Below are 26,128 nucleotides of genomic sequence, written 5' to 3'. Positions count from 1 at the left end.
TTGATGCCCGGCGCTTCATCACACGCGATGTTGTTCAACAAACCGTGCATACCACGGATGGGTGGCCAGCAGATGCTCATGACTGCCGCAACCGCTCACACAACCGCCCTCCAGCACCAGAATCTGATCGGCATTGCGCACCAACACCGGGTTATGCGACACCAACACCAACGTGCGCCTGCCATGCAACGCCTGCAGGCTGCGATTGACCCGCGCCTCACTGCGCGCATCGAGGCTGGCAGTCGGTTCGTCAAGCAACAGGATCGGCGCCTGCGACAACAACGCCCGTGCCAGGCCAACCCGTTGCCGCTGCCCACCCGACAGCAACGCACCGCCCGGCCCCACTTCACTGTGCCAACCCTCCGGCAGGCTGGTCAGCACCTCATCCAGTGCCGCGTCCGTGGCGGCTTGCTGCAGTTGCGCAGGCGTGGCGTGCGGCCGTGCCATACTCACATTCCACAGCACGCTGCCGGCAAACAGGCCGCTGTCCTGGAAGACTTGGGTCATGTGCTCGGCCAAGGTGTGTTCGCTTAAGCTGCGAATGTCCACCTGGCCGAGGCGCACTTCGCCGGTCTGTGGGTCCATGCCCCGACCGAGCAGCGCCAGCAATGTACTTTTGCCCGCCCCCGACGGGCCGACGATCGCGGTGAACGTACCCGCTGCGCAATGCACGTCGAGGTCTTTTAGCAGGTGCTCGCCGCCTTCGCCGAAGCTGTTCAAGCACTGCCCCTCCAGGCTCGCATCCTGGGGTTGCTCGCCGGGTTGCGGGCTGTGCAGCGTCGGTGCCGCGAGTACCGCCAGCGCTTGGGACAATGCCTGCCAGGCCATGCGCAAGGCCTGATCCAGGTAAGCCAGTTGCGACAACGGCTCGATAAAACGCACCAGCAACACCAGCACGGCCACCAGCAATACGCCAGATAAATGCCCTGCCGCGACAGCCAGCACGCCACCGGCCAGCACCAGCGAAAACACCAGTTGCACCGCCGTCGTAAAGCCCAGGCCTGCGGGTAACGCGCGGCGGTTGAGTCGCCGTGTGGCCTGGTGCTGCTCGTGCAAAGCCGCGCGCAAGGCCAACTGGCCCTGGCTGGCGTCGCCGGCGCTGCGGATCAACGCCTGCTGCTGGGCGAAGGTTTGCAACAGCTGCGCCGTGTGGCGATCCACGGCCTGACGCTGCTGCTCTAGCTCCAGGCTGCGCCGCCCGGCCCAACGCAACAATGCAAACAGCGGCAGATAGGCCAACGCCAACACCAGCGCCAGGCGCGGCTCAATAAAGAACAGCCCGAGCACCACCACCGTGGGCGTCACCAATGCGCTCACCAATGGCGTCAGCAAGTGCGCGGGAATGCCCATGCTGTTGAACACCGGCCCGCGCACCAACCCTTCCAGCTGGCCACGGCGGGTCAACGGCAAACGCGGCAGATGCTGCACCAACTGCGAGACCAGGCTCGCCGCCAACCCTGCACCCGCCAGGTAACCGCGCCGTTGCGCGACATAGCTGACAAGCGCCTGAAGCAGCGTCAGCCCCAGCAACAACAGCACGCTTTGCTGTACAGCCGCGCCCTCAAACCAAGCCAATATCAGCGGCACCAGCGCCAGGCCGGCCAAGCCATCCAGTACGGCGGCCAGCAGCATCCAGCCCAAGGCCCCGCGCAGTGCGCGCCGAGCCAGTTCGGGCAAATGATGCAACGGCGTAAAAAAACTCATGACACAGGCTCCAGTTGATCAGCGTTCAAGGTTTGCTCGTTCCAGAGCTGGCGGTACAGCCCGTCCAAGGCTAAAAGCTGCGCATGGCGCCCGCGCTGCACAATGCGGCCTTCACACAGCACCAGAATCTGCTCGGCATGGCGGATCGTTTCCAGGCGATGGGCGACGATCAGCCGCGTACGCCCGGCCGCCTCGTCTTGCAGCGCGGCACGTAAAGCGCGCTCGGTGTGTGGGTCGGTAGCGGATGTGGGTTCGTCGAGCAACATGACCGGCGCGCTCGACAGCAGCGCCCGCGCAATCGCCAGGCGCTGCAATTCGCCGCCGGACAAGCGCACGTCTTCGTCCACCACGCTGGTGTAGCCCTTGGGCAAACCCATGATCCAGCTGTCCAGGCAGGCGGCCTGGGCGGCGGCACGAATCTGCGCCTCACTGGCGTTTGGTTGGTACAGCGCGATGTTCTGCGCCAGCGACAAGCGCAACGCACCCGCGTGCTGGAACACCAGCGCCAACTGCTGCTGCAATTGGCGGCTGGCAATCTGCCGAACATCCACCCCGCCCACGCGGACTTGCCCGCTGCTCACGTCCATAAAGCGTGCGATCAACCCGGCCAAGGTGCTTTTACCCGCACCGGACGGGCCCACCAACGCGGTGGTGGTGCCGGGCTCCAGACGCAGATTGATCGACTGGAGTATCGGCACGTCACCCTGGGAAAAACTCACATCAAGCATCTCCACACTGGCGTCGCGAGGTGATTGCGGCGCGTCGGGTTCGCTCAGCGGCGGCGTACTCAATACCGCCTGTAAACGCCGGGCACTTTCGCGCGCATTGTTCAGCGCATCGAACCCATGCCCCATCGCCAGCACCGGCGCGGCCATGGCGCGCACCAACAGCACGAAACCGCAGACCTGCGCCGCGCCCACGTCAGCCACCCCCACCAGCAATGCGCCAAGCACCACCCACGCCAACAGCCACGGCGCGCTGAGCAGCACTTGAATCAGCGCCGCCACGTGCCCGGCACGGCTCACCCAATGGCTGAAGCGCTGGTCAAATTGCTGCACCGCCTCCTGCACGCTGCGATGAATGCCCGCATCCGGAAATTGCCGCACCAGGCCCAAGTTGCCGGCGAACTGGCTGTAGTCGCTGAACAAGCGCTGGATCGCGCCATTGCGCTGTGCGACATCTTCACGGTAATGCGCCGAACCCAGACGCCAATAGCCCAGCACACCCAACACCAGCGGCACCAGGCACCACAGCGCCAGTGCGCTGTTGCTCCACAACAAATACGCGAAGGTTGCCAGGGGAATCAGCAGCAGGTTGACCAAGTCAGTCGGCGCATGCCCAACCAACTGATGCAGCGCCCGCACATCCTGCTCGGCATAACGGGTCACGCCTTCGGGCCCCAGCCGTGCAAACCAGCCCAACGGCAGCCGTTGCAGGTGCTCGGCCAGGCGCACGCGCAGGCGGTCGCACAGGTCAGCATCGACCTGATGCGTCAGGTGCAGGGCCAGGGTCTGGCCGCACAACCACAGCGCAGACGCGACCACCGCCAGCACCACCCAGGCCATTGTCGAAGGTGCCTGCGGCGGTGCCTGGCGCAGGCTGTCGGCCAATTGCGCCAAGGCAATCAGCGGCAGCAGTGAGCAAATACCGGCGACCGCCTGCAAGGCAATTGCCAGGCATAAGCGCCCGCGAAACGGGCGCAACAGTTCACTCAAGTGGCTCATCGAGCGTGCTCCAAGGCCTGGGCCAGGCTGGCGGCAGGCAACGTCAGTGGCGGCTGCTGCGGAAAGCCGAGCGCCGCCGTGAGCTGTTGCCACAGCCCGAGCACTTCCACGCTGCGCTGTTGCAGGCGCGCGAGCCCGGCGCCGGTAATCAGCGGCTGCACTGCACGAGCCGCCGCCGCGGGCCAAATCCTGCGGTACACCTGCGCCCAATCCGGCGCGGCGGCTTCCAGCACTTCGGCGCACGGCAAGGGCTCACTGGGCAACGGCTCACTGGCCAGGGGCCCGAACAGGTCAAACAGACCGTCGGCGTCTTCCGTCGGCGCACGTACGGCGGGTATCCACAGCAACGGCCCATGGGGCGATGCCAACAGCAAGGTGCCGCTGTCGGTGGCGATGCTGAGGCGCTGCAGCAGCTGCATGCGCCCGTCATCATTGGCCGCCAGCTCATTGAGCACGCGCAGCGACACCGGCACCTGCGCCATCACCAGGCTGATATCGCGCCAGGCCGACAGCGGCGGCGCCACGCAATCGAGCGACCACGGTCCCACCGACTCCAACACCGCCGCCAGCACGTCCAGCGTCGCGTAGCTGACCTGCACCGCGCAGCTGGCGTCGATATGGCGAATGCCTTGCTGGCGATGCAGCTGCCGCGCCAGCTCGATAAACCGCGCCACGCACGGCAACTGCGGGTAGAAACTGTTGAGCAGGCAACGCCGTTGCAGGCGGTTCGCGGTGCGCAGCACGTCGTGCAGTTCTTGGGGCAGCAACGGGTGTTCGATCAGCACATCGATGCCCCGCTCCATCAGCGCCTGCGCCAGGGCCGGCCCCTGCTCGCCGCGCGCTGCACCGCCCACCGCAACGCACGCCAGGCGCGTATCCGCAGGCACTTGGTCCAACGCATCGAAACTCGGCACTTGCAAATGACGCGCCAGCGCCTGGGAGCGACGACTGCCCTGCCCCAGCACACCGACCAGTTCCAGGTGTTCAGCGGCGGCGACACCCGCTGCGTAAACCTGGCCGAAGCGCGAGCCGACCACCAAGGTTTTCAAACGGGGCGTCATGGGTATTCCTCCAGCAAATAAGCACTCAGGCTGGCGTTCAAGCACTCGAAATGATTGCCGCGCAGGGTTGCTACCGTCAGCGGGCCCAGCGACGCCGCCTGCCACCAGGCCTGCAAACTGGCCTGGTGATCGGGGATCATCGGGTTGGCAACACTCGGCACAAACAAGCGAATGGCGCCCACGTAAGGCGCGCCATCGCTGTAGTGACTGGCATGAACGGAATGCACAAACACCCGATACAACTGCTCATCGGCGATGCCTTGGGCGGCCGCGAGCACGCGGGCTTTGAGCAAGCCCACGTCCAGGTTAAGAGGCGCCGACTGTTGCAGTTGCTCAGCAGACGGCAAACCGAGTGCCGCGGCGTCCAGCCCCAAGGTGGCCGCGAAGCTGTGGAGCATCAGTAATTCATCGCCCACGAGGTAGGGAATGCGGTAGCTGGAAACAATGTCCAACTGACGCACCTCGGCGCCCAGTTGCAGCAAGGCCTTGGCCAGCTCCAGGGCCACCAGACCACCGGAGCAATAGCCGAGCACATCGAAGCTGCGTCGGCCGCTGTCCCACAGGGCCTGGGCGTAGCGTTTGCCCAAGGTCGCGTTGATATGCTCCGGTGGCAGGCTCAGGTAGTCGTCGCTGTCGTGCACCGCCAGCCCCAGCAACGGGCCGCTATCGGCCAGTTCGGCGATCAACCCGCGATACGGCAACAGCGTGCCGAGCCCTTCGTGCACCAGCACGCGCGCGGTGCCTTCGCCGCCGATCAGTTCGGTTAAAGCATCCACGCGCCTACGCCCGCCTAGCGGTGCGCGGCGCGTATCAAGCGTCGCGGGCGCGGTCGGCGTTTCACTGCTCGATTCACTGCGCAAACGCTGGGCCAAGCCTTCCGGGGTCGGCTGGCTCAGCGCCCAGCGCAACAGACGGTCGAAGGGTTGCGCCTGGGCCAACGGCTCCTGTTCGCGCAGGCCCGCGATCAACTGCGCGATGAGCAACGAGTCGCCGCCGGCCGCAAAGAAATCCTGATCCGCAGGCAACCCGCTGCAATCAAGCACCCGCTCCCAATGCAGGATCAGCTGCTGCACCAGCTCATCCGCCACTTCAGCTTTCGCGCGGCGCACCGGTTGCAACTGGCGTTGTTCGGCCTGGGTGGTCAAGGCACGCCGGTCGATCTTGCCATTGGCGGTGACCGGCAACCGGTCGAGTACGCGCACTTGCGCCGGCACCATATAACGCGGCACCCGCTCGGCGATGAACGCCAGCAAGGTCTCTGGGCTGAGTAACGGCCGGTCGGTTTTTACCCGTGCGACCAGCACGTCGTAACCCAGCAGGTTCAACACACTGCCCGCCGGCGCCAGCGCTTGCGCCTGATCGCCCGGCTCGCTGTTCAGCCATGCCAGCCACTGGCCGGTGTGCACGAACAGCTGCCCATTGGTCGCGCGTATATCCTCGGGCGTCTCCATCATCAGGCTTTGGCTGATGCTGATTTCTCGGTGTTCGCGCGTCAGCTCCTGGATCACCAGCCACGCGTCGGCCTGCAACAGTTGGCGTAGCCCGGCCAGCAGGCGGGGTGTGTCCAAGGCATTGTTGAGTGCGCCCGAGCTCAGCAGCAGGTCCACGGAACCGGCGGGCAAGCCCTGTTCGCAGGTGGGCTTGTTCATGTCGAACGGCATGAAGCGCACCCATGGATACGCAGCAAAACGCTCGCGCGCCGCGTTAAGGAAGTAGCTCGACACGTCGGAAAACACATAGTCGATCTGCACCCCGGTCGCTACCAAGGGCGCCAGCGCAGGGATAATCAGCGCGCTGGCCGCGCCAGTACCGGCGCCCACCTCCAGGATGCGCCAGCGGCGTTGTTGCTGGCGCGCGACAATCGCGTTCACCGCCTCAGCCATTGCGCGGTGCAACACCTGGGCATGCTGGCCACGGCTGTACATGGCCTGGGCAATGTGCGCCGAGCCCTGCGGGAACATCAGGCTCGCCGGGCTCAGGCGCCCGTCGAGTTGCTCGGCCAGGCGGGTCGCGCTGCCGCGCAGATAGTCCACCAGTTCCACCGGCCACAGGTGGGGCGGCGCCAGTCGGGCGAACTGCGCCCAGGCCTCGTCTTGATCCAGGTCGGCTGACTGGCAGTGCCAGCCGTCACCAACGATGTGCAGATAGCCGCTGTCGACCAGCAACGTCAGCCAGTGTCGCAACAAGCGCTGCTGGGCAGCTGTAATGTTCAACGCCTGACACAGCGACGCAAAGGCCACGTGTTGCCCGGGCACCAGCACGCCACTGCTCGCCAGCCATTGCAGCAGCGAGGCGTCTGCGGCCCGGTCCAAAGCAGCCAGTGCGGCCTCGATGTCAGCACGCGGGCCGAAATCGGCGTGTTCAAGTGTGTGACACGGCTGGCGCATGACCTCGTTGAGTTCATCGCGCAGATGGGCCGCAGGCGCAGTGGTCTGCAAGGTGACGAAACTGCACAACGACCGTTCATGACGCTCGCCCAGCAATACCGTGGTACTCGCGCCAATCTGCGGGTGGGCCAGCCACGCCGCATCGACTTCCGCCAGTTCGATACGGTGGCCGCGAATCTTCACCTGGTCATCCTGGCGCCCTAGAAACTCGATCAGGCCGTCATCACTCAGGTAACGCCCTTGGTCGCCGGTGCGGTACAGACGGCGCCCGCTGGCGTGGGTGATAAAGCGTTCGGCGCTGCGCTGCGGGTCTTCGGCGTAACCTAAGGCCAGGCCGAGGCCACCGATATGAATCTCGCCGCGTACGCCCACCGGGCATTGGCGGCCGAGGCTGTCGAGCACCTCCAGGGTCTGGTGCTTGAGGGCGCGGCCGTAGGGAATGCTCGGCAAGGTCGTGTCCGCCGGGCGGATGGGATGTTCCACCGACCAGATCGCTGCTTCGGTGGCGCCGCCCAGGCTGAACAGTTGGCTGTCGGGCCAGCGTTGCCACCAGCGCGTGGGCAGCGTGGTAGGAATCCAGTCGCCCGACCACATCACACAGCGCGGCCCGGGAATTGCCGCCGGCTCGGTCTCCAGGTAATCCACCAGCATCTGCCCCTGGGCCGGTACCGAGTTCCACAAGGTGATGGCGTGTTCGCGCATCAATTGCGCCCAATGCGACGGGTCGGCGCCGCGCGCAGGATCGGGCAGTACAACCTGCGCGCCGACGGCTGTGGCACCGAAGAAGTCGTACACCGACAGGTCGAAACTCAACTCCGCCAGGCCCAGCACGCAATCGTCGGCCGTCACCGCGTAACGCTGGTTGATGTCGTCGAGGGTGTTGACCACCGCGCCGTGGCTGAGCATCACGCCCTTGGGTGTGCCGGTGGAGCCGGAGGTGTAGATGATGTAGGCCAGCTCCTCGGCAGCGACCTCTAACGGTTCGCGGGTTGGCCAGTGCTGATCGGCGTAGAGGCTGTCGATGGCAATGCGTGGCAGCGCCAGCGTGTCCGGCAGACCCTGCGCTTGCAGGGTGATCACCGCTGCAATACCAGCATCGCGCAAGATCGCTTCACGGCGCAGGGCCGGCTGGCGAATGTCCACCGGCACATAGGCGGCGCCCATCTGGGTAATGCCCAACACCGCCATCAGTTGCCAAGCGCTTTTAGGCAGCATCACCGCCACACGCGCACCGCGTGCAACGCCGAGCTGTTCAAGCGCTCCGCGCACAACCGCGGCGTGTTGAGCGACTTGGCGATAGCTGTAGCGGCCGTCGCGGTCGCTGATCACCGGGGCATCCGGTGTGCGCAGTGCCTGTTGGGCGAAGCCTGTGGCGATGTTGCGCGCCGGGGCACTGGCCCGGACCTGCGGATTGGCCCGTTGCGCAGGCAGCACAATGTCACCACGAGCCTGCCACACGTGCGGGTCAACGGCCAGGCGGCGCAGCAGGTCGACGTAGGCGTCGAACATCTGCGCAGCCATGCCCTGCGGCAGCACGCCGACGCGCACGTCCCAGCCAATCTGCAAACCGCCGTATTGGTCGCTGACTTGGCAATCGATCCACACCTGCGGGGTTTGGCTGATCATGTAGGTGGGCGGCTGCAACAGGCGCCCGGCATCGCCGAGCAAGCGCTCGACGCTGCCAATGCCACTGGTGAACACCACTGGCATCAGGTCGGCGCCACGCCCTTGTACCCGGGCCAGTTCGCGCAACACGTCAACGCCGGTGAAGCGGCTGTGATCAAGGTCATCGAACAGCTGCGCGCCGATACGCCGCGCGCGCTGCACAAAACTTGCGCCATCGGCGCCGTGCACGGCGAGCAGGCTCAGGGCGGTAAAGTCGCCGATCACCTGGCCCAGTTGTGGGTGCAAATTGGGCCGATTAAGCACGGTGAGGTTCAGGCAAAAGTCCGCGCTTTGGCTCCAGCGCCCGATCACCTCGGCGAACGCGGCCAGGGTCACGCCCGCCGCACTCAGGCCTTGGGCGCTGGCGAGGGAACACAGTGCGTTCCAATGCTCGATGCTCAGTGCGCCATGGTGATGATCGAAACGCGTGGAGTTCAGGCCCGCGTGCTCACTCAGCGGCAGGTCGGGGCGCCCGGGCAACTTGTCCAGGCGTGCCAGCCACCAGGCTTTATCGGCGTGCCAGGCAGCGCTGTTGCGGGCTTGCTGTTCGTGCTCGAGGTAGTCGCGAAACGTCGCCTCCAGCACCGGCCAATGGCGCGTTGGTTCCAGATAGCGCTGGTGCAGTTCCACCAGCAACAGTTGCAGGCTGGCATAGTCGAGCAAGGTGAAATCCACCGAGCAATGCAGCACGGCCTGCTCACGCCCCAGGGTCACTTCGGGCAGCAGGATCGGCCATTGATCGAGGGCATGGCAGGCATGGTCCAGGCGTGTACGCACCGCGTGCAAGTGGGCGTCGAAGGCTTCAGTGCTGGCCTGACGCAGGTCATGCACCGGCAATTGTTGCCACGCCACCTGGGCCTGCACGCATTGGCGGCTGCTGTCCTGCACGACCGCGCGCAGCATCGGGTGGCGCTGCACCAGAGCGTTCCAGGCCTGCGTCAGTTGTTCAGTGTCGACATTCGCCGGCCACGGGTATTCGACGTACAAGTGGCAGGCGTTGCCGCCGTAGTCGAACGCCGGGTTGCGCCCCAGCACATAAGCGCCCTGCACTGCGCTCAAGGCGAAGGGTTGCAGCGCGTGTTCCGGCAGCGCTCGCCAGTCTTGCGGCGAGAGGTGCACCATCAACGCCTCACGCTGGGCGCGAATACGCTCGGCCAAGGCTGAATCCAAGGCACCTTCAGGCGCGCGAAAATGCAGTTTGCCTTCGGTGGCCCAGAGTTCGATCTGGCGTTCGCGGCAGATGTGCAGCAGATCATCCAGGCTCATAACACGCCCTCCTCGATGGCCACGTCATTGCTACGCACCAGCAGCGCGGCCATGCCCGCGAGCGTCGGTTGCAGATAGAAATCGCTCATGCGCAGGCTCACGCCCAGCCGTTCGCGCACGCTGGCGAGCAACCGCGTGGCCAGCAGGCTGTCGCCGCCGAGGCTGAAGAAACTGGCTTGGGCGCTGTGCACCGGCCGCCCCAGGATGGCTTCCCAGCAGGTCGCCAGCGGCAGCAATTCGCAGCTCAGTGCGGCGCCTTCATTGTTGATGGGTTGCCTGCGTTGCAAAGCGTCGCCGAGGCTGGCTTGCAGGCGCGTACGGTCTATTTTGCCGTTGGCATTCAGGGCAAAACGCGGCACGCACCACAGGTGTTCGGGGCGCATCGCCTTGGGCAGGCGTTGTTGCAGCCAGTGGTTGAGGCTTTCGCAGGTCAAGGATTCTTCGGCTGCCTGGGCGCTCACCAGCAGCATCGCGGGGTTTTGCCACAGGCTCTGCAGGTGGGTGAAGCCGCTCTGGCCGAGCAGCCGCGTCAGTGCCTCGGTGCCCGGCAATAGCGGCTCACGCTCATCCAGCAATGCCGCACTGACCAGCCGTAATGGCGAGTCACGCAGCAGGTCGGCCAACAACAGTTGGCCGTGCGGTTTGAGCAGTGCCTGCGCCAGGTTCAAGCCGTCAGCCGGCTGGGCATAACTGTGCAACGCCGCGAAGCTGATCACCACGTCGTACTGCGACCAGTGCTCGGCAGGCAACACACCGTCTACCAGCAGCTGGCTCGCCACGCGCTGGCGCTTGCCGGCACTGGCGGCCAGCAGCCCCGGGCTGGTCTCGAACAAGGTCAATTGCAGGTCGCGCGAACTGGCAGGGTTCAGCCATTGGTCCAGCAACTGCCCGCCACGTACATCCAGCACGGCCACCTTCAACGGTGTGCCGCGTTGTTGGAGTGCGCGGCTCATGGCGTCCAGTACTTGGCGGCCTGCCGGCAGGTTCAAGGCCATGGCCTGGGGCGCCAGCAGCGGATCGAACAGCACCTGCGCCGCACCGCCTTCAGTGCGCAGCAGCACCTGCAATGCGCCGACCATGCTGTGCAGGTCGGCGTCGCGCCAGCCCAATTGTGCCAATGCATCGCTCAGGCTGATGGACTCGACGTAGTGGCCGAGCCACTCGCGCCAGGTGTCGAGCAACGGCGTGGGTGGCGGATCTTGCAGCAGTCGTTGCAGCAGCTCAGCGGTGACTCGTTTTTCTGCCGCCAGGTTGTCATCGAGCATCGAATGCGCGGGTAGCGCTTGAACAGGCACACAGCCTGGGTTGATCACCACAGCGGCGCCAAGGCTGGTGTTCAATACGGCGGCGCAAGCGCTATCGATCAGCGGATGAGCCGTGAGCGCGGCTTCAATTTCGCCTAATTCGATACGTTGCCCACCCACCTTGACCTGCTGGTCCATGCGCCCGAGAAATTCAATAGTGCCGTCATTCCAGAAGCGCCCGCGATCGCCGGTGTGGTACCAGCGCCCGCGATCATCACTGCGAAATCGCTGGGCGCTGAGCACCGGGTCATTGCGATACCCACGGGCTAGGCTCACGCCGCCAATCAGCAGTTGCCCGACCACCTGGTCCGGCACATCCCGCCCGTTGGCGTCCACCACTCGATACGCCTGGCCGGCCAAGGGCTTGCCGTAAGGTATCGACGGCCAGTGCTCGGGCACTTCATCGATGGGTTGCAGGTTGGACCAGATACCGGCCTCGGTAGCGCCGCCCAGGCCATACACCCGACAGCGCGGCGTGGCCTGGCGACGCAGGCGGGCGGCGAGGTCCAGGGCGATCCAGTCACCCGACAGCAACACCGCCCGCAGGCTTTGGTACTGACAGTGTTCAATGCCGATACCGAGAGCCATTTCCAGCAAGGCCGGGGCCGAATTCCACAGACTTACGCGGTGCTGGCTGATCAACTGCGACCAGCGCATGGCATCGCGAGTTTCCTCCGGTTGCAGCAGCACCAGGCGTGCGCCCTGCCCCAGCACGCCAAACAGGTCGTACACCGACAGGTCGAAATCCAGCGCCGAAACGGCCAGCAGGCAGTCCTGTGGCGTGACGTGCAGTTCGGCCTGCAGTGCGTCAATCGTGTTGATCGCCGCCGCGTGGCTGACTTCCACACCTTTGGGAATGCCGGTGGAGCCGGAGGTGTAGATCACGTAGGCGCTGGCTTGCGGCGAAGTTTTTTGCGCTGCCGCCAATGGCGCGCATTGCGCCAGTTGAGCCGGGTCGAGCCACTGCAACGCGCTGCCCGTTGACGGGTGCTCGGCAATCACACGGGTGATACCCGCCGCCGACTCGATCAGGCTGCGCCGCGCGGGGGGTTGTGCGGTGTCCACCGGTACGTAGCAGCCGCCGGCCGCCAGCACGCCGAACACCGCAGCAATCTGCTCAGGCCCGCGCGGCAGGCACACTTCCACGGCTTCGCCCTGGCGCATCCCAGCGTCGAGCAGACCGGCTGCCACGCGCAGGGATTGGTCCGCCAGTTCTTTATACGTCCATTGTTGCGTGCCACAGATCAGCGCCACCGCGTCGGGTTGTTGGGCGCTTTGGCGGAAAAAGTCTTCGAGCAAACCACGCCCCTGCTGTAGCGACGGCACGCTGTTCTGGCGGTCACGCCGTGCTTGCTGCGCCAGTGGCAACAGCACCGGTTGCGGCTGGTTCCAGTCACTGTCGGCAAGGCGCTGCACCAGTTCGATGTAGGCGTTGAACATGGCTTCCAGCACGCCTTGCGGGAACAATTGGGCGATGCTGTCCCAGGCCAGCAGCACGCCGTCTTCGACCCGATACAGCTGGTGATCGAGCCACACCTGGGGGGTTTGCGAGAGCATGTCGTGCAAGTCGCCGAACACGTCGCGAAAGCTCGCCGGTACAAAGCCCGAATCGCTCAGGTTGCAGGAAAACACCACCGGCGCGGAACGTGGGTGGCCTTGACGACGGGCTTCACGCAGCACCTCCAGCGCGGGAAACGCCGCGTGGTCGATGGTGGCGTGCAGGTCGCGCTGGAAACGCCGGGCGCCGTCGGCAAACGGCAGGTGCGGCGCGTCTTCGCAGGCCACCAGCAGCAAGGTGGTGAAGTCCGCGATGACCTGATCAATCGCGTGTTGGTCATCATGACGGTCGAACAGCGGCACGTTGAGCAAAAAGTTCGGGTGTTCGCTCCAGCGCGCCAATACGGCGTTGAAGGCGGTGGCGAACACGCAGGGCAAGGTCAGCCCATGGGCGGTCGCCTGGCGTTGCAGGCGCTCGGTTTCGGCCGTGCTGAGCACGAAGGCCTGGCGGCTGAAGCGTGGCGCGCGGACCGATTCCGGCGCGCACGCCAACGGCAATGCTGGGCCGTCGGGCAACTGTCCCAGGCGCTGGCACCAGTGCTCACGGTCACGCGCATAGGCGTCGGCACGGCGCTGGCGGCGACGGCTCAGGTAGTCGGCAAAATGCAGCGTGGGCGGCGGCGCCAGCATGGCCGGTGCCTGATAGGCCTGGCCCAGTTGCGCCATCAACAGGCGCAGGCTTTCCACATCGACGGCCAGCAGGTCGACACTCAACCAAACGCGGTCACGGCCACCGGGAAACTGCACCAGGCCGACCAGCATCACCTGCCCCGCTTCCACCGCCAGGCATTCATGCGAGCGCCAGTCACGCAATGCGCCCCAGGCCTGTTGTGCGGCGGCTTCTGACAGCTGGCGCCAATTCTGTTGGTCGAACACCGGCAGTTCGGTCGCGGCGAGAATCCGCTGGCGACCGTCGTTGAAGCTGGCGCGCAACATCGGGTGGCGCGCCTGCACACACTGCACCGCCGTGTGCAGGCGTTGCGGGTCGATGCCCTGGCAGTCGAACTCCAGCCACGCATGGCAGCTGATATTTCCCAGCACTTCGGCCGACCCGCGCCCCAGCCAGTAAGCCTGTTGCACGGCGCTGAGTTCAAAGCTGTCATCCGGCGCTGCCAACGGCGCCGCGGCGGCCACCCTGGCCTGCGGGACCTGGCCCTGCAGCAAGCCGAGCCAGGCCGACAGGCAGGGTTCGGCGCTGAGTTGGGCAAAGTCGATGTGCACGCCGTGGCTGCGCAGGCGCTCCTGCAAATACATCAGGCGGATGGAATCCAACCCGCAACCCAGGAGGTTTTCCTCATCGCCCAGGCTATCGATCTCTGCCACCGTGGCGCCCAGCAACTGGGCGAGGTGTTCGATCAGCCATGCGCGCAATGAGTTTGTGTCTGCTGTTGTCAGCTCGCTCATGAAAAGCTTCCTGTGACCCGTCTAGATAAAATCCCTGGCCCTCCAAGATGGAAGCCATTCTCAATTGGAACTCTATCGCAAGCGGGTTTTCAGAAAGCGCTCAGGGCTTTAGATACACGGGCCTTTTCATTCGATTCAGAGACACCGGCCGGCGTTTAACGGATCTCGCTGGGCGACACGCCGTAGCGTTTACGGAAGGCGATGGAAAAATGTGCCGGGCTGAAGCCCACGCCATAAGCGACGGTGGAAACGTTGCTCTCCTCGTCACTGAGCATCCGGTGGGCTTCACTGAGGCGATGTTCGTGCAGGTAGCCGAACACACTGGTACCGAACACTTTGCGAAAGCCTGCCGTAAGTTTGCGCGGGCTCATACCCACGTGGCTGGCCAGGGCGTTGAGGCTCGGCGGTTCCAGCAGCGAGCGCACCAAGCGGTCGCGTGCGGCATGCACGCGCTCCACGTCCGAGGAGGTGATACGCAGTTTTTGTTCCGGCTGCCCGCGCTCACCGAGCAGGAATTGCGCGCTCAACGCGGTCAATTCCAACGCCTTGCCGCCCAGGTACAACGAGCGGCTCGGGCCCTGCATCGGGCACGTTGCAATCTGCGTGGCCAGTGCCTGCATCGCCCGCGGCGCAGGGCGCACCATCATGTACGGGTCGCCGCCGCTGCTGGTCAATAGCTTGCGCGGGGCCATGCCCAGGTGGCGGTCGAGGGATTCCAGGTCCAGTTGCACGATGGTGTAGCGCAACGGCGTGGAAGTGCCGTAGATCTGCGACGAGGTGAACTCGCCGTCATTGACGATGGTGCACAAGCTGGGGCCCTTGATCGATTGCTCGCTGTGCCCGGGGATGCGGCACGACAGCTCGCCACTCTGCACCAGGATCAGCTTGAGGCCGCGTTCCAGCGGGTCTTCAACCCAGTTTTCGCTCTGTGACCACAGCGTGCCGGTAACCAAGGTCATGTGCGGTTCCAGGTAGACCGTGCCGGGTTGGTTGCCCTTGGGCTCGGCCTGCGTCTCTTGGTGGCTGGGGGCGATGATCGTAATAGTCATTGGGTTTTCCCTTGATCCTTAAGGCCATTACGCGGGCCTGACCTGAATGAGGAGGAGGCTTTTAAAGCGTAAACCGCCCTGTTTAAAGCCACTGTGTATTTCATCTAATGAAAAAGTCACGGGGCCGAAAGCCTTGGCGTTGAGAAGCTGTCGGCAAAAGACAATGATAATAGATCTCATTTAGGCATTTGTAGCCATTTATTTCTACAAATAGGGGATTCCATGTCATTGCACACCTGCGCACGCGATTCAGACACTTTTGGCGACGCGCCCGAGTGGCCCGCCGCATTCGCCGAACGCTACCGCCAGGCCGGTTATTGGCAAGACCAGACCTTCGCCCAAGCCTTGGATGCCGTGGCTGCACGCAGCCCATCGGCCATCGCGATCACCGACGGCCCCTTGCACCTCAACTACCGCAGCCTGGTAGAGCGCTGCCGACGGCTGGCCGCTGGTTTGCGTGGGCTGGGTATTGAAGCGGGCGACAACGTGGTGGTGCACTTACCCAACGGCTGCGCGTTTATCGAGGTGTGCTTTGCGTTGTTCCGCCTCGGCGCCCGGCCGATCCTCGCCCTGCCCGCCCACCGCCAGCACGAAATCGGCGGCTTTTGCAGCTTTGCCCAGGCCTCGACCTACATCGGCTGTGCTCAACTCGACGGTTTTGATTGCCGCCAGATGGCGCGCCAATTAGTCGCGGCCAACCCACATTTGCGCCAGGTGGTGATTGATGGCGACGCGCAGGAATTTACCGCGTTGAGCGCGTTGTATAACCGTGAACCGCTGGAACTGGACGCCGGTCGCGCCGACGCGGTGGCGTGTTTTCAGCTGTCAGGCGGCACCACCGGCACGCCCAAGTTGATCCCGCGCCGCCACGCCGAATACCTCTATAACGTGCGCGCCAGCAGCGCGGTCTGCGGCCTGGATGCGCACACGGTGTACCTCACCACCCTGCCCATGGCGCACAATTTCACCCTGTGCTGCCCGGGCGTGATCGGTACGTTGCTGGCTGGTGGGCGCGTGGTGTGCACGCGTCGTAGTGACCCTGAAAGTTGTTTCGCACTGATCAGCGAACAGCGCGTCACCGTCACCGCGCTGGTGCCGCCGCTGGCGATGCTGTGGCTCGACGCCCAAGCCCAGCGTCAGGCCGACCTGTCGAGCCTGCGCCTGCTGCAAGTCGGCGGCGCGAAACTGCTCAGCACCGCCGCCGCACGCGTCACACCGACGCTGGGCTGCACCTTGCAACAAGTGCTGGGCATGGCTGAGGGCTTGCTGTGTTTTACCCGCCTGGATGACCACCCCGACCAGCTGCTGCATACCCAAGGCCGCCCACTGAGTGCCGACGATGAAATACGCATTGTTGATGAACAGGGCCAACCGGTGCCTGAGGGTGAAGTCGGCGAGTTGCACGTGCGCGGGCCGTACACCATTCGCGGCTACTACCGCCTGCCCGAGCACAACGCCAAGGCGTTCACCGCCGACGGTTTCTATCGCAGCGGTGACCGGGTACGGCGCACCGCCGAGGGGTACCTGGTGGTCGAAGGTCGCGACAAGGACCAGATCAACCGCGGCGGTGAAAAAGTCGCCGCCGAAGAAGTGGAAAACCTGCTGATCAACCACCCTCAGGTGCATGACGCCGCGTTGGTGGCGATGCCCGATGCGGTGCTCGGCGAATCCACCTGCGCCTTTATTGTCGCCCGCGACCCGGCGCCGTCGGCCTTCGCGCTCAAGCAACATTTACGCGGCCAGGGGCTGGCGGCGTTCAAGGTGCCGGACCGGATTGAATTCGTCGCGCAGTTCCCGCACACCGGCGTCGGCAAAATCAGCCGCAAGGACCTGCGCGAACGCCTGCGCGATGCCTGGCTAGAGAGTGCCGCGTCGTGAACCGCTGGGTTCGGGCTTACCGGCTTACACCGATGCCGCGCTGGCGCCTGGTGTGTTTCGCGCATGCCGGCGGCAGTGCGAGTTTCTTTCGCGACTGGGTCAGCGCCCTGCCCGCCGATATCGACCTGTTGGCCATCCAGTACCCGGGCCGCGAAGACCGTTTCAGCGAGCCCTGCCTGACCGACATGCAACGCCTGGCCGACGGCGCCGCCCATGCATTGCAGGATTACGCCGACCGGCCGCTGGCGTTGTTCGGCCATAGCCTGGGCGCCGTGGTGGCGTATGAAGTGGCCACGCGCCTGGAGCAACGCGCAATCGCCGTCGACCACCTGTTCGTGTCCGCCCACCCGGCGCCACATCGCCAGCGCGGCGGGCAGTTGCACCTGGGGCCAGACGCGGGGTTGCTCGACGATGTACGGCGCCTGTCCGAGCAGCCTAACCCTTTACTCGACGACCCGGCCCTGTGCGAACTGTTCCTGCCAGGCCTGCGCAATGACTACCGCATCGTTGAAACCTACCGCTGCCCGCAACCACGGCCACTTAACAGCCGCATCGAGGTGTTCTACCCCGAACAAGACCCGGAAATCGAACTGGATGAAGCCACGGCCTGGCAAGCCGCCAGCCGCCAGCCACTGCACCTGCAGCGCTGGCACGGCGAACACTTTTACCTGATCGAGCAGCGCCAGGCGCTCATCGACGCCATCGCCGCGACGCTGCTGACCCTATCGCCCGCCCTGAAGGAAACCTGTTGATGAAAACACCCGACGCCTGTGATGGCCTGCCGGACATCCGTTACGCCATCGATTCACTGGACCACCAGATCATCGAACTCATGCGTCAACGCATGGCTTACGTCAAAGCCGCTGCACGCTTCAAACCGACCGAAAGCAGCATCGCCGCGCCCGAACGCGTGGCCCAGATGCTGGCGAAACGCCGCGAATGGGCCGAACAGGCCGGGTTGGACCCGCACTTCATGGAAACCCTGTTCGCCCAAATCATCCATTGGTACATCGGCCAGCAAGTGTTGCACTGGCGCGCAACGAGAGCACCAGCATGAAGGCCGTTGCGCAGCTGGAGGGCCATGCCGCCGGGCTGACCGAAGTGTTTGAGTGCGCCCGCCAGCGAGCTATCGAACACGGCGAAGCGGTGCTGGCCAGTTACTCGATGAACGTGCCGACGTTGGACCTGCTGGAACTGTTCGCCAGCGTCGACCAGCCAGACGCGCAATGCTTGTTCTGGCGCGCACCGGAAGACGACAAAAGCCTGTTTGGCTGGGGCGTGGCGGCGCAACTCAGCGCCAGCGGCGAGCAGCGTTTTGCCTCGGTGGACGCGCAATGGCGGCACTGGCTGGAACATGCGGTGAGCCATGGCCCACGTGCGCCGGCAGTGTGCGGCGGCTTTCGCTTTGATCATCAAGTCTCGGCCAGCAGTGCCTGGCACGGCTTCGGCGATGCCTCACTGCTATTAATGACGCTGCTGCTGGTGCGCGACGGCGATGCCTGCTGGCTGCTGTGCCAACAGCGGATCGAGCCCGACGATGATGCGCAGCGCTGCTGCGAGCACGTGTTGCACGAATGGAACGTGCTGATGGACCGCTACGTGTCCGGCCCTCGCGCCACGGCGGCGCTGCATCACACCCGCGACCACAGCCTGCCGCGCGCCTGCTGGGAAAGCAAAATCGCCCAGGCCCTGGACGTGCTACGCGACACGCCGTTGAAAAAAGTGGTGCTGGCGCGCGAAGTGCTCAGCGAGTTTTCCCAGCCGATCAGTGCCGGGCGCACCTTGGCCGCCTTGGCGAGCAACGACCCCAGCGCCTACCTGTTTGCCTTCCGGCGAAAGCAAGCGTGCTTTATCGGCGCCTCGCCCGAACGCCTGGTGAAACTGCACGACGGCCACTTGCAAACCCTGGCGTTGGCGGGCACCGCCCGTCGCGACCCCAACCCCGAGCAGGATGCGCACCTGGCGCAAGCGCTGCTCGACTGCGAGAAGAACCAGCACGAACACGCGGTGGTGGTGCAGATCATTCAACGCGACCTGGCGCCCTGGGTGCAGCCGCTGCACCTGCCTGCCGCGCCGCACATCAAGCGCCTCAGCCGCGTGCAGCACCTGGCCACGCTGATCGAAGGCCCGCTGCGACCGCAGTGCAGTTTGCTGAAAATGGTGTCGATCCTGCACCCGACACCCGCCGTCGGCGGCCACGAACGCCAGCAGGCGCTGGAACATATCCGCGAGTTCGAGGGCTTTGACCGCGGCTGGTATGCCGCGCCACTGGGGTGGCTGGATGCCCAAGGCAATGGTGAATTTATCGTCGGCCTGCGCAGCGCCCTGTTGCACGGCAACCAGGCCCGCCTGTTCGCCGGGTGCGGCATTGTCGAGCATTCCGACCCGGCCTGCGAATACGAGGAAACCTGTATCAAACTGGCGGGGATGCGTGCGGCGTTGCTGGGGTGACTGCACGCCCAGTGCTTGAAGCAAGACCTGTGCAGGCCTACCCTGCACACGGAAAAACTCACCTCTTGAGTCAGGCAGACTTCGTTCGTCCAAAACCGCTCGATCATTCACATCACTTCTTTCGGCGCAAAGTTGGCAATGAAACGCCCCTTCATCCCGAGAATGCTGCTCCAGACCACCACAGGCAAGGCGACTGAACGACCGTATTCAAGTCTGGAACCCAAAGATGGCCCGATCGTGGTGCTGGGCGAGGCTGGGATGGGTAAGAGCAGGCTGCTTGAACAACTTAATAAAGACCGGTCCACGAGGCGAAGGCACTCGAATAGCAACCCTGCGAATTCAGGCCAGACCTGCTACTGATTGATGCCCTTGACCAATACCCTGCCAGCACGCGCAGTGAAGCACTCACGAAAACTCTGTCGCGCGACAGGACGGCCTAAGCGAATTAACGGAGCGTTTACCCACCACGCCCCGCCGTTCTCTGTGCACTAAAAGCGCCTACCCAAGATCAAGGCTAGCTTCTTGCACCCTGCGCAACAGTCTTTTGTCATCAATCCCATTGATAGCACCCTAACGAAACCCGCATTCTAGAGGGCTAATCCCACGCTTATATCATTCCGAATGATAGTTACCTTTGTTTCATTCGATTCGTGACATAGCACCCCGCCGCGCATGATCCGCCCATCTCAAATACATCGGCGGATGCACCTCATGGAACAGTCACTCAAACATTTGCGCTTCCCCTTGGCGATCTTGGCCGTAGTGGTGATGAGCGCGTGCGGCAAGAGCCCGGAACAAGCGGCCGCCATGCCCCCTGCGAAGATCAGTGTGGCCAAGGTGCTCGAACAACCGGTCAACGAGTGGGATGAATTCACCGGTCGCCTGGAAGCGCCGGAGACCGTGCAGATTCGTCCGCGCGTGTCCGGCCAGATCGACCAGGTGGCCTTCACCGAAGGCGCCTTGGTGAAGAAAGGCGATGTGTTGTTCCAGATCGACCCGCGTCCGTTCCAGGCTGAAGTGCGCCGCCTCGAAGCCCAGCTTGCCCAAACCAAAGCCGCCGCCACCCGTAGCGATAACGAAGCGCAACGGGGCGACCGCCTGCGTCAGAGCAATGCGATTTCCGCCGAACTGGCCGACTCGCGCACCACCGCCGCCCAGGAAGCTCGCGCCGCTGTCGCCGGGATTCAGGCGCAGTTGGACCTGGCCAAGTTGAACCTGAGCTTTACCCGCGTGACCTCGCCGATCAGTGGCCGCGTCAGCCGTGCCGAAATCACCGCCGGCAACTTGGTCACCGCCGACGTCACCGCGCTGACCAGCGTGGTCTCCACCGACAAGGTCTACGCCTACTTCGACGCCGACGAGCGCGTGTACCTCAAGTACACCCAACTGGCGCGCGAAGGCCGCCGTGGCGCGACCACGCCCGTGTACCTGGGCCTGTCGAATGAAACCGGCAACCCGCACTTGGGCCAGATGAACTTCATCGACAACCAGGTCAACCCGGCCACCGGCACCATCCGTGGTCGCGCCGTGTTCGATAACAGCAAAGGCGAATACACCCCAGGCCTGTATGCGCGCTTGAAGCTGGTCGGCAGCGGCACCTACTCCGCCGTGCTGATCAACGACGAAGCCGTCGGCACTGACCTTGGCAAGAAGTTCGTGCTGGTGATGGACGGCGACAAGCCGGCGTACCGCTCGGTGGAACTGGGGCCGAAGATCGAAGGCTTGCGCATCGTGCGCAGCGGTTTGAACAAGGACGACACCATCGTCGTGAAGGGCCTGCAGCGCATTCGTCCGGGGTCGCCGGTTACACCGGAAACCATCCCGATGGCCAGCAAGGAAACCCTCGCCGCCTTGGCACAACAACGACAAGCGCTTGAAGCCAGCAACCTAGAGCAAGTGGCGCCGGATAAAGCCGCGCCAAAAGTTGCCAGCGTCGCGACTCCACGCGGTTAAGGGATACAACTCAAGATGAATTTTTCCAAGTTCTTCATTTCGCGGCCGATCTTCGCAGCGGTGCTGTCGCTGTTGATCCTGATCGCGGGTGCAATCTCGCTGTTCCAACTGCCGATCAGCGAATACCCGGAAGTGGTGCCGCCAACGGTCGTGGTACGTGCCAACTTCCCGGGCGCCAACCCTAAAGTCATCGGTGAAACCGTGGCCGCTCCGTTGGAGCAAGCCATCACCGGCGTCGAGAACATGCTGTACATGTCCTCGCAGTCGACCGCCGACGGCAAGCTGACCCTGACCATCACCTTCGCCCTGGGCACTGACCTGGATAACGCGCAGGTGCAAGTACAGAACCGTGTGACGCGCACTCAGCCGAAACTGCCGGAGGAAGTGACCCGCATCGGTATCACCGTGGACAAGGCCTCCCCTGACCTGACCATGGTGGTGCACATCACCTCCCCCGACCAGCGCTACAACATGCTCTACCTGTCCAACTACGCCATCCTCAATATCAAGGATGAGTTGGCACGCCTGGGCGGTGTGGGCGATGTGCAGTTGTTCGGCATGGGCGACTACTCCCTGCGTGTGTGGCTGGACCCGAACAAGACGGCCTCGCGCAACCTGACCGCCACCGATGTGGTGACGGCCATCCGCGAACAGAACCGCCAGGTGGCGGCTGGGGCATTGGGCGCGCAGCCTGCCCCCAGTGACACCAGCTTCCAACTGTCGGTCAATACCCAGGGCCGCCTGGTCACTGAGGAAGAGTTCGAAAATATCGTGGTTCGTGCCGGCGCTAACGGCGAAATCACGCGCCTGAAGGACATTGCGCGGGTGGAGTTGGGTTCCAGCCAATACGCCCTGCGTTCGTTGATCGATAACCAGCCGGCCGTGGCGATCCCGATCTTTCAGCGCCCTGGCTCCAACGCCATCGACATCTCCAATGAAGTGCGCGCCAAGATGGCGGAGCTCAAACAGAGCTTCCCGCAAGGCATGGATTACCGCATCGCCTATGACCCGACCGTCTTCGTGCGCGGCTCCATCGAGGCCGTGGTTCACACCCTGTTCGAAGCGCTGATCCTGGTAGTGCTGGTGGTGATCCTGTTCCTGCAAACCTGGCGCGCCTCGATCATTCCATTGGTGGCGGTGCCGGTATCGTTGATCGGTACGTTTGCGGTGATGCACCTGTTCGGCTTCTCACTCAATGCGCTGTCGCTGTTCGGCTTGGTATTGGCCATCGGCATCGTGGTGGACGACGCCATCGTGGTGGTGGAGAACGTCGAGCGCAACATTGAATTGGGACTGGAGCCGTTCCCGGCCACTGAAAAGGCCATGAGCGAAGTGACCGGCCCGATCATCGCGACCGCGTTGGTACTGTGCGCGGTGTTCATTCCGGCGGCCTTTATCAGTGGCTTGACCGGGCAGTTCTATAAGCAGTTCGCCTTGACGATTGCGATCTCGACGGTAATTTCGGCGTTCAACTCGCTGACCTTGTCGCCCGCACTGGCTGCGGTACTGCTTAAAGGTCACAACGCACCGAAGGACGGCTTCTCCAGGTTCCTCGACAAGATGCTGGGTGGCTGGTTGTTCAAACCGTTCAACCGCTTCTTCGACAAAGCCAGCCATGGTTACGTCGGTACTGTGCGCCGGGTGATTCGCGGCAGTGGCATTGCACTGTTCCTTTACGCTGGCCTGATGGTTTTGACCTGGCTGGGCTTTGCTCACACGCCGACCGGTTTCGTACCGGCCCAGGACAAGCAGTACCTGGTGGCCTTCGCGCAATTGCCGGACGCCGCGAGCCTGGACCGTACCGAAGATGTGATCAAGCGCATGTCCGACATCGCCATGAAACAGCCCGGCGTGGAAAGCGCTATCGCCTTCCCCGGCTTGTCGATCAACGGTTTTACCAATAGCCCGAACAACGGCATCGTGTTCGTGACCTTAAAGCCGTTCGATGAGCGTAAAGACCCGAGCCTGTCAGCAGGCGCGATTGCCGGTGCACTGAACGGCAAGTACAGCAGCATCGAGGAAGCCTACATGGCGATCTTCCCTCCGCCGCCGGTACAGGGCCTAGGGACGATTGGCGGCTTCCGCCTGCAGGTCGAAGACCGTGGCAACCTGGGGTACGACGAGCTGTACAAAGAAGTGCAGAACATCATCACCAAGAGCCGTGGCGTACCTGAGCTGTTCGGCCTGTTCACCAGCTACACGGTCAACGTGCCCCAGGTCGATGCTGCCATCGACCGCGAAAAAGCCAAGACCCACGGCGTGGCGGTCAGCGACATCTTCGACACCCTGCAGATCTACCTGGGTTCGTTGTATGCCAACGACTTCAACCGCTTCGGCCGTACCTATCAAGTCAACGTGCAGGCTGAGCAACAGTTCCGCCAGGATGAAGACCAGATCGGCCAGCTGAAAGTGCGTAACAACAAAGGCGAGATGATCCCGCTGGCGACCTTTATCAAGGTCAGCGACACCTCGGGGCCGGACCGCGTGATGCACTACAACGGCTTTATCACCGCTGAAATCAACGGCAACGCCGCACCGGGCTACAGCTCCGGCCAGGCCCAGGCTGCGATTGAAAAACTGTTGAAAGAGGAACTGCCCAACGGCATGACCTACGAGTGGACTGACCTGACCTATCAGCAAATCCTCTCGGGCAACACGGCGCTGTTCGTGTTCCCGCTCTGCGTACTGCTGGCGTTCCTGGTACTGGCCGCCCAATACGAAAGCTGGAGCCTGCCACTGGCGGTGATCCTGATCGTACCGATGACGCTGCTGTCGGCCATTACCGGGGTGATTATCTCGGGCGGCGACAACAACATCTTCACGCAGATCGGCTTGATCGTACTGGTAGGCCTGGCGTGTAAGAACGCGATTCTGATCGTCGAGTTCGCCAAGGACAAACAGCAAGAAGGCCTCGACCCGCTCGCTGCGGTACTGGAAGCCTGCCGTCTGCGTCTGCGGCCGATCTTGATGACCTCGTTCGCCTTCATCATGGGTGTGGTGCCACTGGTGTTGTCCAGCGGTGCCGGTGCCGAGATGCGCCATGCCATGGGCGTAGCGGTGTTCTCCGGGATGATCGGCGTGACCTTCTTCGGTCTGCTGCTGACGCCAGTGTTCTACGTATTGATCCGTCGCTATGTGGAGCGCGGCGAAGCGCGCAAAGCGGCCAAGGCCTTGAAGCTGGAGACACAGCAATGAGTGTGAAAGTCTTTCTGCCGAGCTTGCTGGTCCTGGCGCTGAGCGCCTGTGCCGTCGGCCCGGACTACAAAACCGAGCAATTGGAGGCGGCCAACATCACGGCCGCCGCCGACACCAAAAGTTATGACCACGCCAAGTACGAAGGCATCTGGTGGCAGCAGTTCGACGACCCGACCCTCGACCAACTGGTGACCCAGTCGTTGAACGGTAACCGTGACTTGCGTGTGGCGTTTGCCCGTCTGCGCGCGGCCCGTTCCATTCGCGATGACGCAGCCAACGACATCATGCCGGTGGTCACCAGCCGTGCCAGCAGCGACGTGGGCAAAGGCCAGATCCCGGGCCAGACCACCAAACGCGTGAACAGCGAGCGCTACGACCTGGGCCTGGACATGGCCTGGGAAGTGGATTTGTTCGGCCGCATTCGCCGCAACCTGGAAGCCAGCGATGCTGACCAGCAGGTGGCCGAAGCCGACCTGTACCAACTGCAAGTCACCATGATTGCCGAACTGGTGGACGCCTACGGCCAGCTGCGCGGTGCGCAGTTGCGTGAACGCATTGCCCTGGACAACCTGAAGAACCAGCAAGAATCGCGCACTATTACCGTCAGCCTGCGTGATGCCGGCGTCGGTGATCAGCTCGATGTGGAACGCGCCGATGCGCGTCTGGCCGCCGTTGAAGCCAGCGTGCCGCAACTGCAGGCCGAGCAAGTGCGCGAGCGGAACCGCATCGCCACCCTCCTCGGCCAGCGCCCCGACAAGCTCACCGTGGACCTGAGCCCCAAAGACCTGCCGGCGATTGCCAAGGCGTTGCCGATCGGTGACCCGGGGCAACTGCTGCAACGGCGCCCGGACATTCTCAGCGCTGAACGCAAACTGGCCGCCGCCACCGCGCGTATCGGCGTGGCCAAGGCTGACCTGTTCCCACGGGTCAGCCTCAGCGGTTTCCTCGGCTTTACCGCCGGGCGCGGTTCGCAGATCGGCTCGGCCGCAGCGAATGCCTGGTCCCTGGGCCCGAGCATTACCTGGGCGGCGTTTGACCTGGGCAGCGTGCGCGCACGTTTGCGCGGCGCGAACGCTGAAGCCGATGGCGCCCTGGCGACCTATGAGCAGCAGGTGTTGCTGGCGTTGGAAGAATCGGAAAATGCCTTCAGTGATTACGGCAAACGCCAGCAGCGCCTGGTCTCGCTGATCCGCCAAAGTGAGTCCAGTCGCGCGGCTGCCGACCTTGCGGCGATCCGTTATCGCGAAGGCACGGTGGACTTCCTGGTGCTGCTCGACGCGCAACGTGAGCGTCTGGCGGCGGAAGACAGCCAGGCCCAGGCCGAGGTGGACTTGTATCGCGGGATTGTCGCGATCTACAAGGCCCTCGGTGGCGGCTGGCAGCCGGACACGGTCGTCGCCAGCAGCAAGTGATGTAAAGAGCTCCTTTGGTTGGTCGCATCCAGCCAATTTTTAGCCCTGCGGTCCATTCGGTCGCGGGGCTTTTTTTTGCTGATGATTTCTTGGAAGGTCATGAGATGAACCCTTTGGG

The 26,128-nt window shown here is 63.8% G+C and carries 13 protein-coding genes; 7 read left to right on the top strand and 6 right to left on the bottom strand.

The window, feature by feature from the left end:
• Positions 1 to 18: 18 nt before the first annotated feature.
• The 6 genes from KZH41_RS14555 to KZH41_RS14530 form a co-directional block, all read right to left on the bottom strand.
• Positions 19 to 1,704, bottom strand: a complete 1,686-nt coding sequence (locus KZH41_RS14555; protein ID WP_263275055.1) for an ABC transporter ATP-binding protein — start codon at positions 1,702 to 1,704, stop codon at positions 19 to 21.
• The gene (locus KZH41_RS14550) at positions 1,701 to 3,428 is read right to left on the bottom strand and encodes an ABC transporter ATP-binding protein (RefSeq protein WP_263275054.1); all 1,728 of its coding nucleotides are present in this window, start codon (positions 3,426 to 3,428) and stop codon (positions 1,701 to 1,703) included. Before KZH41_RS14550 ends, KZH41_RS14555 begins: the two co-directional genes overlap by 4 nt.
• Positions 3,425 to 4,489, bottom strand: coding sequence for a Gfo/Idh/MocA family oxidoreductase (locus KZH41_RS14545; RefSeq protein WP_263275053.1), 1,065 nt, complete (start codon positions 4,487 to 4,489; stop codon positions 3,425 to 3,427). Before KZH41_RS14545 ends, KZH41_RS14550 begins: the two co-directional genes overlap by 4 nt.
• Entirely contained in the window at positions 4,486 to 9,807 is a 5,322-nt protein-coding gene (locus tag KZH41_RS14540) for a non-ribosomal peptide synthetase (protein WP_263275052.1), read from the bottom strand. The genes KZH41_RS14545 and KZH41_RS14540 overlap by 4 nt, the downstream gene beginning before the upstream one ends.
• Positions 9,804 to 14,072, bottom strand: a complete 4,269-nt coding sequence (locus KZH41_RS14535; protein WP_263275051.1) for an amino acid adenylation domain-containing protein — start codon at positions 14,070 to 14,072, stop codon at positions 9,804 to 9,806. Before KZH41_RS14535 ends, KZH41_RS14540 begins: the two co-directional genes overlap by 4 nt.
• Before the next feature lie 155 nt (positions 14,073 to 14,227).
• Positions 14,228 to 15,121, bottom strand: coding sequence for a helix-turn-helix transcriptional regulator (locus KZH41_RS14530; RefSeq protein WP_094951142.1), 894 nt, complete (start codon positions 15,119 to 15,121; stop codon positions 14,228 to 14,230).
• Between the two features lie 222 nt (positions 15,122 to 15,343).
• Here KZH41_RS14530 and KZH41_RS14525 point away from each other — a divergent pair, with 222 nt between their 5' ends.
• The 7 genes from KZH41_RS14525 (at position 15,344) to KZH41_RS14495 (ending at position 26,010) form a co-directional block, all read left to right on the top strand.
• On the top strand, positions 15,344 to 16,999 hold the full coding sequence (locus tag KZH41_RS14525; protein ID WP_094951141.1) for a (2,3-dihydroxybenzoyl)adenylate synthase: 1,656 nt from the start codon (positions 15,344 to 15,346) through the stop codon (positions 16,997 to 16,999).
• A complete protein-coding gene (locus KZH41_RS14520; protein ID WP_406980052.1) occupies positions 16,996 to 17,751 on the top strand; it encodes a thioesterase II family protein in 756 nt (251 codons plus the stop codon). Before KZH41_RS14525 ends, KZH41_RS14520 begins: the two co-directional genes overlap by 4 nt.
• Positions 17,751 to 18,056 (top strand): isochorismate lyase, encoded by a 306-nt coding sequence (locus KZH41_RS14515; RefSeq protein ID WP_263275050.1) that lies wholly within the window; start codon positions 17,751 to 17,753, stop codon positions 18,054 to 18,056. The genes KZH41_RS14520 and KZH41_RS14515 overlap by 1 nt, the downstream gene beginning before the upstream one ends.
• Positions 18,053 to 19,450, top strand: a complete 1,398-nt coding sequence (locus KZH41_RS14510; protein WP_094951138.1) for an isochorismate synthase — start codon at positions 18,053 to 18,055, stop codon at positions 19,448 to 19,450. Before KZH41_RS14515 ends, KZH41_RS14510 begins: the two co-directional genes overlap by 4 nt.
• A 711-nt stretch (positions 19,451 to 20,161) precedes the next feature.
• Positions 20,162 to 21,403 carry a multidrug efflux RND transporter periplasmic adaptor subunit MexE gene (mexE, locus tag KZH41_RS14505; RefSeq protein WP_094951153.1) on the top strand — a complete coding sequence of 414 codons (1,242 nt, stop codon included), beginning with the start codon at positions 20,162 to 20,164 and terminating at the stop codon, positions 21,401 to 21,403.
• A gap of 15 nt (positions 21,404 to 21,418) precedes the next feature.
• Entirely contained in the window at positions 21,419 to 24,598 is a 3,180-nt protein-coding gene (locus KZH41_RS14500; protein ID WP_094951137.1) for an efflux RND transporter permease subunit, read from the top strand.
• Entirely contained in the window at positions 24,595 to 26,010 is a 1,416-nt protein-coding gene (locus KZH41_RS14495) for an efflux transporter outer membrane subunit (RefSeq protein ID WP_263275049.1), read from the top strand. Before KZH41_RS14500 ends, KZH41_RS14495 begins: the two co-directional genes overlap by 4 nt.
• Positions 26,011 to 26,128: the final 118 nt, after the last annotated feature.

This window comes from Pseudomonas sp. YeP6b, from assembly GCF_025642995.1.
In the GTDB taxonomy this organism is placed as follows: domain Bacteria; phylum Pseudomonadota; class Gammaproteobacteria; order Pseudomonadales; family Pseudomonadaceae; genus Aquipseudomonas.
This window is presented reverse-complemented; position numbering and strand designations above follow the sequence as displayed.

Coding starts and splice junctions, on each gene's coding strand:
- KZH41_RS14555 (WP_263275055.1), bottom strand. CDS start 1,704: ATGAGTTTTTTTACGCCGTTGCATCATTTGCCCGAACTGGCTCGGCGC.
- KZH41_RS14550 (WP_263275054.1), bottom strand. CDS start 3,428: ATGAGCCACTTGAGTGAACTGTTGCGCCCGTTTCGCGGGCGCTTATGC.
- KZH41_RS14545 (WP_263275053.1), bottom strand. CDS start 4,489: ATGACGCCCCGTTTGAAAACCTTGGTGGTCGGCTCGCGCTTCGGCCAG.
- KZH41_RS14540 (WP_263275052.1), bottom strand. CDS start 9,807: ATGAGCCTGGATGATCTGCTGCACATCTGCCGCGAACGCCAGATCGAA.
- KZH41_RS14535 (WP_263275051.1), bottom strand. CDS start 14,072: ATGAGCGAGCTGACAACAGCAGACACAAACTCATTGCGCGCATGGCTG.
- KZH41_RS14530 (WP_094951142.1), bottom strand. CDS start 15,121: ATGACTATTACGATCATCGCCCCCAGCCACCAAGAGACGCAGGCCGAG.
- KZH41_RS14525 (WP_094951141.1), top strand. CDS start 15,344: ATGTCATTGCACACCTGCGCACGCGATTCAGACACTTTTGGCGACGCG.
- KZH41_RS14515 (WP_263275050.1), top strand. CDS start 17,751: ATGAAAACACCCGACGCCTGTGATGGCCTGCCGGACATCCGTTACGCC.
- KZH41_RS14510 (WP_094951138.1), top strand. CDS start 18,053: ATGAAGGCCGTTGCGCAGCTGGAGGGCCATGCCGCCGGGCTGACCGAA.
- mexE (WP_094951153.1), top strand. CDS start 20,162: ATGGAACAGTCACTCAAACATTTGCGCTTCCCCTTGGCGATCTTGGCC.
- KZH41_RS14500 (WP_094951137.1), top strand. CDS start 21,419: ATGAATTTTTCCAAGTTCTTCATTTCGCGGCCGATCTTCGCAGCGGTG.
- KZH41_RS14495 (WP_263275049.1), top strand. CDS start 24,595: ATGAGTGTGAAAGTCTTTCTGCCGAGCTTGCTGGTCCTGGCGCTGAGC.